5 protein-coding genes are annotated in these 10,269 nt (G+C 38.4%); 4 read left to right on the top strand and 1 reads right to left on the bottom strand.

Annotated elements, in window-relative coordinates; genetic code table 11:
* On the top strand, nt 1-717 hold a 717-nt coding region (locus tag ACEW8U_RS14805), incomplete at its 5' end, for an ATP-binding cassette domain-containing protein (RefSeq protein ID WP_373522827.1).
* 47 nt (nt 718-764) lie between these two features.
* Nucleotides 765-2,030, top strand: coding sequence for a type IX secretion system plug protein domain-containing protein (locus ACEW8U_RS14810; protein WP_373522828.1), 1,266 nt, complete (start codon nt 765-767; stop codon nt 2,028-2,030).
* 29 nt (nt 2,031-2,059) lie between these two features.
* Here ACEW8U_RS14810 and ACEW8U_RS14815 read toward each other — a convergent pair whose 3' ends face one another.
* Nucleotides 2,060-3,544, bottom strand: a complete 1,485-nt coding sequence (locus tag ACEW8U_RS14815) for a sulfatase (protein ID WP_373522829.1) — start codon at nt 3,542-3,544, stop codon at nt 2,060-2,062.
* 320 nt (nt 3,545-3,864) lie between these two features.
* On the opposite strand from ACEW8U_RS14815, the gene ACEW8U_RS14820 reads away from it, so the two are divergent.
* Both ACEW8U_RS14820 and ACEW8U_RS14825 read left to right on the top strand, forming a co-directional pair.
* Nucleotides 3,865-7,890 (top strand): two-component regulator propeller domain-containing protein, encoded by a 4,026-nt coding sequence (locus ACEW8U_RS14820; RefSeq protein ID WP_373522830.1) that lies wholly within the window; start codon nt 3,865-3,867, stop codon nt 7,888-7,890.
* 164 nt (nt 7,891-8,054) lie between these two features.
* On the top strand, nt 8,055-10,269 hold a 2,215-nt coding region (locus ACEW8U_RS14825), incomplete at its 3' end, for a SusC/RagA family TonB-linked outer membrane protein (protein ID WP_373522831.1).

The raw sequence follows: 10,269 nt of genomic DNA on the forward strand, positions 1-10,269 counted from the left end.
CAGGAAATGGTGCAGGCAGGTTCCAAGAAAACCGAAACTGAATTGAGGAATGTTTTGGGCTGTTTTCTTTTCACCAACGACGACGTTTTTAAGAAAATCAAGGTACTCTCAGGAGGGGAAAAATCAAGAGTTGCTTTGGCCAAAACCATGATTTCAGAAGCCAATTTCCTGCTTTTGGATGAACCGACCAATCACCTCGACATGCAGTCTGTCAATATCCTGATACAGGCCATGGAACAGTATGAAGGTACTTTCATAACTGTTTCCCACGACAGGCATTTTATCCGTGGCGTTGCCAATAAAATCTGGTACATCGAAAACAATCAGATCAAAGAATATCCAGGAACTTATGATGAATATGTATTTTGGAAATCTCAACAAGAACTGATTCCCGTTGAATCCAAAAAACCTGAAAACACTCCAAAACCCGAAGTGAAAAAAAGAGAGTTCAATCCAACAGAAAGTTTGCAGGCCAAAAACGACCTCAAAAAGAAAGAACAGGAGCTGGCAGTGATTGAAGAAAAAATCCTTGATTTAGAAGAGAAGAAAAAAAACCTTGAAGCCCAAATGGCTGATAGTGAAGTTTATGAAGATAGTGAAAAACTCAATGCTATAAATCAGGAATACAACAAGTTAAAAGAAAAGGAAACAAAGTTAAATACTGATTGGGAAACTCTGGTAGAAGAAATTGGCCAACTTCAGGAAACCATTTCCTGATTTTGGCATAGTTTTTTATATTGAAGCCAATAAAAACCCAAATTACAATGCAGACCAGAATTTTATTACTTATTATCCTGTTGACTTTTTCATTTTCCGTTTCAGCCCAAAAGGTCTATGAGGATCGCGTTTTCGAGGAAAATATCCAATCCGTAAGGTTATTTCCACGGTCAAGTGAATTTGCCGCTCAGATGAATTCCCCAGTCATTGAGTTGAACTCAGGAGTCCTCAACCTGTCCTTTGATGATTTGGCTTATGACCCTGATATGTATTCTGTCAAAGTGGTACATTGTAACTTTGACTGGACACCATCGGATCTCAAAGAACCTGAGTTCCTCAATGAATACAACGAATTCAATATCCTGGATTACAATTATGCCATCGATACCAGGGTGCCTTATATTCATTATAATTTTGTCACTCCCAGGGTTACCAAATCCGGGAACTATGCCTTGATTGTGTACAGAGGTAGAGACCAGAATCAGGTTGTTTTGACCAAAAGGTTTATGGTTTTTCAGAAAATAGCCAATTTAGCTGCCAGGGTAGTTCCGCCTAGCCAAACAGAAAACAGGAGGCAGGTTCAGCAGATCAACATTAACCTGAACTACAAGGCCCGTGAACTATTTGATCCTAAAAATAACCTTCGTGTCATGATCCGGCAAAACCAAAGGTGGGACAACAGCCGGGTACTTGGCAATCCCACAATGATCAGGGAAGATACTAAGATGATTGAATACCAGCTTTTTGATGGAAGCAATGTTTTTTGGGGCGGCAATGAATTCAGGTTTGTAGACCTTAGATTTGTCCGTGCCAAAGGGATGAATATCTCTTGGGTCAGAATGGAAGATGATATCGTCTATGCAGAAGCTGTGGTTGATAAGCCAAGACCTCAGGGGGTTTATTCTGAATACCTGGATATGAACGGGCAATTTGCCATTATGAACCTGGAGCGACAGAATCATGAACGCGAAAGCGAATACATGCTGGTCACCTTCAATCTTGCCGCGGAAAACCTAAAGCAAACACCTTATATCATCGGCGCATTTACCCAATGGGGCAATGAACCTTCCGCTAAGATGGAGCTTAACAAAAAGACCAATACCTATCAGGCCACTTTATTGCTGAAGCAGGGTTGGTATGATTACCAATATGCTTTTAAGACAGATGAAGGCTGGGATATGAGTTCTTTTGAAGGGAATTATTTTGAAACTGAAAACGAGTATGAGGTATTCGTCTATTACAGGGACATGGCTTCAAGATATGACGAGTTGATCAGTTATTTGAATTTGAATCCGAATAAGAGGAGGCTTTGATTTTTTATAAGAGCTATTGGGAAATTGGGTTATTCTTCCGATCTCCTTTCAGGAAGTCTGGCCTTGGTGCTTTTAATCCAATCCATCAGTTTGTTTTTCAGGTAAGTTGATTTTTCTTTTTCTTTCGAAGCAAGGTCATTTCTTTCACTTAGATCATTTTCCAGGTGATATAGCTCGATTCTTTCGTCTTCATAAAAATAAATTAGCTTCCAGCCATCTTCCTGAATCACAGACCCGGGATTTCCTCCCTGATTGCCATAATGAGGATAGTGCCAATATAGTGCTTCTCTCCTTAATGATCCTGATTGATCCTTAAGAAGAGGCATTAAACTGACTCCGTCTATTTCTCCATTACCTTTAAAACTGTCTTTTAATCCTGCCATATCAACCAACGTTGGGTAAAAATCCATACTGATAACAGGGGTTTTATTTTCAATACCAGCAAGTATCTGATCTTTCCAGGATATGATCATAGGAACCCTTATTCCCCCTTCATACAGCCATCCTTTTCCTGCCCTGAGGGGGAGGTTTGATGTTGGACTTCCTTCTGCCGTGGAAAGGCCTCCATTGTCCGAGAAAAAAACAATAATGGTGTTTTCCAATAAATTGTTTCTTTCCAGACTTTCCAACACCATCCCGACCGCAGTATCCATCGCCTCAACCATTCCGGCATAGACGGCATGCGCTTGAGTCGTTCTGTTCTTGTTTGCATATTCAAGCTCGAACTCATCTGTCAGGTTCAGTTTGGACCGCTTCCTGAGGTATTTCAGTACAAGTTCTTCTGTAGTCATCAATGGTGTATGCACCGAGTAAAAAGAAAGGTATGCGAAAAAAGTATCTTCTTTATTGTTATCAATGAAAGAAGCGGTCTCCTGTGCCAACCGTAAAGGCAAGTATTCCCCTTCAGGACCATTTTCCATTCTTGGATTGTCATAGGGAGAAAAATACTTATTTCCTGTAGATGGCGCACCTCTTTCATTTCCTCCAATATTGATATCAAAACCCTGACTTTCTGGCCAATGTTCTTCTGTTTCTCCCAAATGCCACTTGCCTGCAAAGAAAGTTTTGTATCCGGCATCTTTAAATGCTTCTGCCAAGGTATATTCCTCCAATGCCATATTAGGACTGTACTCAGCCGGTATCAATGGTTTGTTCCTTGTCCAATGCTTTTGGTAATTCCAGGGTTGGGGAGCGCCAAACCAATCTGTATTATAGGTTTTGGAAGGATATTTTCCTGTCATGATACTTGCCCGGGTAGGCGAACAAACAGGAGAAGCCGTATAAGCATTTGTGAATTTTATGCCGTTTTTTGCCAATTGATCAATATTTGGAGTTTCATAGAATTTACTTCCATAAGCTCCGGCATCCATCCAACCGTAATCATCAACCAAAATGAACACCACGTTTGGTTTGGTATCTTCCTGCGCCAATGTTGATATTGAAGGTAGAATGGCCGAGATAAAGAAAATTACAACAATGGCAAAGGTTTTGGGCGCTATGATGTTTCGGGTCATTTTTTTGACTGATAAAGGAATTAGCTCCAGATATGTAGATTATCTATTCAATAATAGTTTGAATATGGTTACCAATCAATTGATCTGCTAACTTGAATCACTTTTTGGTTGAATAGCCCTAACGGTTGATTTATTTCACCCCGTAAACAAATTGACTTCATTTTAACTTGTATTTAATAACCTGATACAAATTTGAGGCTGCTACAAAACTAATTATCTGTATTGATACGCTTATCATTAAAACCAAATTAATCACCTACCTATTCCAGTTTTAATAATCAAAACTGCTATATTATCATCGCATTATACCCAAAATGATCATGAAAAGGCTATTATTTCTTTACCTTTTTTTGACTCTTTCGATTTTGACCCATGGCCAAATAAAGAGTAATGAAGAATTTTCCATCGACTTTATAGATGTAAGGAAAGGCTTGTTGAGCAATTTCGTGACCAAGACGATCAGTGATGATTATAACTTTAAATACTTTGCTACCGAAGGAGGGGTCTCAAAATTTGATGGGTATGAGTTTACCGGGTACAGGCCAGGTAAAGATTTTCCAGAATTGGAAAATGAAAATATTGAAACACTTTTTAAAGATAAGCTGAACAATATCTGGATAGGCACCAAAGAGGGTGGGGTTTCGGTTTTCAATACAAAAACAAACAAGATAAAAAGTCTGAACCATGTTTTTTCCAGTACACCTAATAAAAAACTTAGGGTAATCTCTATCAGCCAAGGAGGAGATGGCAATATGTGGATAGGTACTTGGGGAAATGGAGTGTATGTGGTTGACCCAGTTGAGGACAAATTGATTATACATTACCCCATGAATGAACCGGTTTATAAAATCCTCACAGACAGGCATGAAAATGTATGGTTCGTTGCAGGTGTTACCTTGCATAAATATGATCCTTCCGAATCCCGATTACTCAGATTTCCGACAGGAAACTTGTTTTTTAACATCATTGAAGATGAGCAAAGAAACAAACTTTGGTTAGTGGGTAATTTCGGAAGGAAAGTGAAACTGGGCAGTTTCGATTTCGAAACCCAAATGATTGTACAACACCCGATTGAATTAGAGGCGAGGTTTGTCAAATCATTGGCTATTGACAGTAGACAAAGGTTATGGCTTGGGAGCTGGGGTGATGGCTTGTACATAAGTGATCCTGAAATCACCAAATTTGAAAAAATCAACACAAATCCCCAAGGAGGTAATTTTGATAATATCAACTACTCAATAATTTTGGACATTGATATAGACCAAAATGGAATTGCTTGGCTGGCCACCTCCCATGGTGGGGTATTGATTCTTTATCCCAATAAAGGCTTTCAGTTGATTACAGGAAATGACAGGGAAAATCAGATTGACCAAAACATCATCTCGATTTTCAAGGACAATGCGGATAATCTATATAAAGGCACTCTGACGGAGGGATTATTTGTAAGAGGTAATGCTGATGTTTTCCAAAAAATTCCCCAGATTTTCAATGGAAAGGTGAACACCATTTATGAAAAAGAAAATTCACTTTTTATTGGTACTTCTTTTGGATTATACGTTGTTAAAAATCAAGATTTTTCGAAGGCTTTTAGAGTTCTTCCCAAAGAAAAAGTGACTACGGTTTTACTTGATTCCAAAAATAGACTTTGGATAGGTACTCAGGAAAGGGGTTTGAAAATGACAGACTTTGAGCAGGATCCCAAACTACAGTCACTTAAAATCTATTCTGAGTCTGAGAATCAGAGGGTATTGGACAATAATAGAATCAGTAATGTAAAAGAGGATAATCAGGGAAATATCTGGCTGGCGACCTATGGAGGCCTGAATCTATATGATCCGGATAATGACCGTTTTTACAACCAGCAAAGTCTGTTAAAACAACAGGTTTCCAGTGTGATTATCAATGATATACATCTCAGTCAGGATAAAATTTATTTAGGAACACCTACAGGTCTGAGCATACTTACATATAAGGATAATAAGTTGATTTTGGATGAATTTCATGATAGAAACAATGGATTGATCAATGATTTTATCTGTTCTATTGAAGAAGATAAAACGGGTAATATTTGGATAAGTACCACTACTTCAATTACCAAATACCAAAAGGATCTTAAAAACTTTATCAATTATGATAGGGAAGATGGAGTGATGATCAATGCTTTCCATATTGGGTCATCCTTAATTGACCGATATGGGGTGATGTATTTTGGAGGCTCAAATGGCATAATCACATTTAATCCTGAAAAAATATCGGATGAATTCAACATTCCTGATATCGTTTTCACAAAACTGATAGTAAACAATCGTTCGTTGGAGGTTGGTGAGTTGGTAGAAGGTAAGGTTGTCCTCCAACAATCTATTCAAAACACTGAAAAAATTGATCTGAACTATGCCCAAAATCATCTTTCTTTGAGTTTTGCTGCCAATGATTTCTTTGGACCCGACAATATTACATATACCTATAAGTTGTCAGGCATGAATGAAGAATGGGTGAATATAGGAGTTAAAAATGAAATTAATTTCACAGGATTAAGACCCGGGAAGTACGAACTTCTAGTCAAAGCCAGTAGAAACAATCAAGATTGGAGCCATGAAAAAAAACTGGCAATCCATATAGCTACTCCACCTTGGTATTCCTGGTATGCTTTTATAATCTATTTTTTGTTTGCAGTTGCTATCATGTTTTTGATCAGATATATATCCAGAAGGAAGGCAAGGTTGGAAGCTGAACTGAGAATCATTCAGATAGAAAAAGAAAAGGAACACGAACTCAACGAAGCCAAGATTACCTTTTTCACCAATATTTCACATGAATTCAGAACACCTTTGACTTTAATTCTTAGCCCAGTTACAGAGCTTTTAGAGTCTTTTGAACTTGAAAAGACGGTCAAAGAAAAACTTGGATTGATTGAGGTTAACTCAAAAAGAATGCTGACTCTGATCAATCAGTTGTTGGATTTCAGGAAATCAGAACATGGCCTTTTGAAGCTAAAACTGACCAATTCGGATTTTGTGAGATTTAGCAGAGAGATTTTCCATAGCTTCAAAAATGTCGCCAAAAGAAAGAAAATCAGCTATCATTTTGACAGCAATGCCGAAAGTTTCATGATGGATTTTGATAGAGATCAAATGGAAATAGTCATTTGTAATCTTCTTTCCAATGCATTCAAATATACCAAGGATCAGGGTAAAGTAAGTCTGCAAATTGATGTAAGCAACGACAAACTCAAACTCTTTGTGAAAGATACCGGTATCGGAATTTCAGAAGAAAATAAGGGAAAAATCTTCAATAGATTTTTTCAGGTACAACATTCAGATTCCGCCAAAATGGTCGGTAGCGGTATCGGATTGGCTTTTTCCAAAAATATCATGGACTTGCATGGGGGAATTATTAATATTGAGAGTCAGCTTGATCGGGGAACAACGTTCTTTTTAGAATTGCCTATACCATCTTCACAGCCTAAGGAATACAAATCAACAATCCTGACATTGAACAGCAAATCCCTGGGTTTGCATGAAGATTTGGATTTTGACCTGTTGGAAAGCGAAGCGGATTCCAAAAAGGAAAAACCATTCACGATCTTGGTAGCTGATGATAATGAAGATATCAGAAGTTATTTGCGGGAACTTCTCAAAGATGAATATGAAATTCTTGAAGCTGAAGATGGGGCAGATGCACTGTCTATTATCCTTAGAGAAATGCCGGACTTGGTAGTTTCCGATGTGATGATGCCTAATTTGGACGGCATCAGGCTTTGTCAGGAAATAAAAGGTCATATCGGCACTTCCCACATCCCAGTGATTCTTCTTACAGCCAGGACCTCGTTGGACTATGAATTGGAAGGATTACAAACAGGAGCTGAAGATTACATCACCAAACCTTTTAATCCAGGTATAGTCAAAACCAAAATTGCCAACATTCTGGAAAACAGGAGAAAACTGAGAGAATATTTTTTCAATAAGGTCAGGTTCCAACCAAATACCGAAGAAGTTCATGAATCCACCCTTGATGCAGAGTTTATAGAAAAAGCCATCAAATTGGTCAATGATAATATCCAAAATGAAAATTTCGGGATTGAGACCATGGTGGATGAACTTTTTATGAGTCAATCGACACTTTTTAGGAAGATAAAATCCCTAACAGGATTATCACTTACAGGTTTTATCAGATCTATCAAACTCAAGAATGCAGCCCAGATTATCCTTCAATCTGATATCAAGTTGAGTCAGGTGGCACATGAATCCGGTTTCAATGATTACAAGTACTTCAAAAAATCATTTGAACAACAATTTGGTTGTCTTCCATCAGAATATAAAAATAAGATTCTGGAAGGTATTAGATAATATCATCCTCAAAAACGTGCATTATGCCCTCTAAACAGCATTTTTTTAAAACTTGAATGATTTCACCCCCAAGTTGAATGATTGATACCCTTCCAAATCTTGGATAAAAAAGATATTTGGTTGTAGAAAAATTCTACAACAACAATAAACCTAAATAAATGTCTATGTACTCATTATTTACCCAGAGTCGACTTGATAGTTTTCTTTCGCATTGCTGGCGAGGGAGTTTATGCTTAATCTTACCCTTACTTATTGGTATAGCTAATCAAGCCGAGGCCCAGCAGGGCAGACAAGTTTCGGGAACTGTAGTTTCCCAAACTGAAAGTGATGGATTGCCGGGTGTCTCAATCACAGTCAAAGGAACCACCCGTGGAACCGTCACAGATATCGACGGTCGATTTACGATTGCGGTGCCATCATCGGAATCTTTTTTGGTATTCAGCTTTATAGGATACCATTCTCAGGAAATCCAAGTTGGAAACCAATCAACCCTCAACATCAAACTGATGGAAAGTGAGGCATTATTGGATGAATTTGTGGTGGTGGGTTATGGAGAGCAGAAAAAGCTCAACCTTACAGGGGCTGTCGAAACAGTCAGATTCGATGATGCTGTCAACCAACCTGTAACCAATTCAGGACAATTGATGTATGGTAGATTTGCAGGTGTTCAATTGACCCAAGGAAGTGGACTTCCAGGATCTGATCAATCAGGTATCATAATAAGAGGTCAAGGGTCTTTTGGTGGGACCAATCCACTAGTGGTGATTGACAATATTCAATATGATGGTTTAAGGGAATTCAACAACCTATCCCCATCTGATATTGAAAGTATATCGGTTCTGAAAGATGCATCCGCATCAGCTATTTATGGAGCAAGAGGAGCAAATGGTGTCATCGTAGTGACTACCAAAAGAGGAGTCAAAGGAAAATTCTCTGTTGATTATAACAGCTTTATAGGTTTTCAGAGAGTAACTGTTGTCCCTGAATATTTGGATGGTGTAGACTATGCGCTCTTGAGAAATGAAAGGGACCTCAACTTCAATGGCCCTGACGCACCGTTAAGATATTCTGAAGAAGCTATTAATGCAATTAGAAATGGAACGATGCCAGAAAGGTATGCAAATACCAATTGGGCGGATGTTGCTTTGAGAGATGCGCCAATACAAAACCATTATTTGGGTTTTTCCGGTGGAACTGATAGAACTACTTATAGGGTGTCTTTAAGTTACCTTAACCAAGAGGCTGTTGTACAAGGCAAATTTCAAAATGAGAGATATACATTGGGTATCAACCTTACAGCCACACCAAATAATTGGTTGACAGTTACAAATGTCATGAATGCCTACTGGACTAAATTCAGAGGGCCAAGGGGCGGTGCGGGAGCAATCACTGGTGAAACCGGTATAATCAACCAATTTCAGAGATCATCACCAACCGTTCCTGTACGTTATCCAAATGGAGAACTGGGGTTTGTAGATGGAGCTTATGAAAATGTAAACTTCTCATTTCCAATTAACAATGTTTTAGAAACAGGATTCATTGGAGATTTTGAAAGTGATAATATCAACTTCAGTGAAAGGATCGGGCTTAGTGCCAAACTTGCGGAAGGGCTATTTTTTGAAACAAGTGGTAATTTGAATTTAAACTTTGAAAATATTTCAAATTTCAGTCCAACCCGAACTACTAGAGACTGGGAAGGTAATATTGTAAATCAAAATATTCTTAACAGTTTGAGTAATAATCTAAATTTCAGTTATAGGTTGATGAACGAGAATATTCTTAGGTACTCCAGGTCATTTAATGAATCCCATAATTTCAACTTTATGTTGGGTCACTCTATTATTTATGATAAAGTAGATGGCTTTAATGGTTCACTTGAGGGGTTCCCGACTGATAATATCCAAGAGTTTAGTGGTGGTGGTGTATTAAACCCATCTGTTAGTGGAGGAGCAGCTGAAGAAGCGTGGCAATCCTTCTTTGGAAGAGTAAATTACAACTATCAGGAAAAATATCTTTTTGAATTCAATTTGCGGAGGGACGGTTCATCCAAATTCGGTCCTGAGAACCGTTACGGTACTTTCCCATCTGTATCAGCAGGTTGGAACATAGGAAGAGAAAGTTTCCTTGCGGGATCCAATGTGTTTTCTGATTTGAAGGTTAGAGGTAGTTGGGGTATCAGTGGCAATGATAGAATCGGGAATTATATTTTCGAGCAGACTTACAATACCGGCCTTGATTATCATATTGGCCAAAACACCATCGTTCCTGCTGTAGCCCTTACCTCCCTGGCAAATCCAAGTATCAGGTGGGAGAGAATCGAGCAATACAACTTTGGTGTGGATATAGCTTTGTTCCAAAATAAGTTGAATGTAACGATGG

It is taken from the genome of Aquiflexum sp. (genome assembly GCF_041751335.1).
In the GTDB taxonomy this organism is placed as follows: domain Bacteria; phylum Bacteroidota; class Bacteroidia; order Cytophagales; family Cyclobacteriaceae; genus Aquiflexum.

What these genes read in the sequence shown, in the direction of transcription:
- ACEW8U_RS14820 (WP_373522830.1), top strand. Translation starts at nt 3,865, where the DNA reads ATGAAAAGGCTATTATTTCTTTACCTTTTTTTGACTCTTTCGATTTTG.
- ACEW8U_RS14810 (WP_373522828.1), top strand. Translation starts at nt 765, where the DNA reads ATGCAGACCAGAATTTTATTACTTATTATCCTGTTGACTTTTTCATTT.
- ACEW8U_RS14815 (WP_373522829.1), bottom strand. Translation starts at nt 3,544, where the DNA reads ATGACCCGAAACATCATAGCGCCCAAAACCTTTGCCATTGTTGTAATT.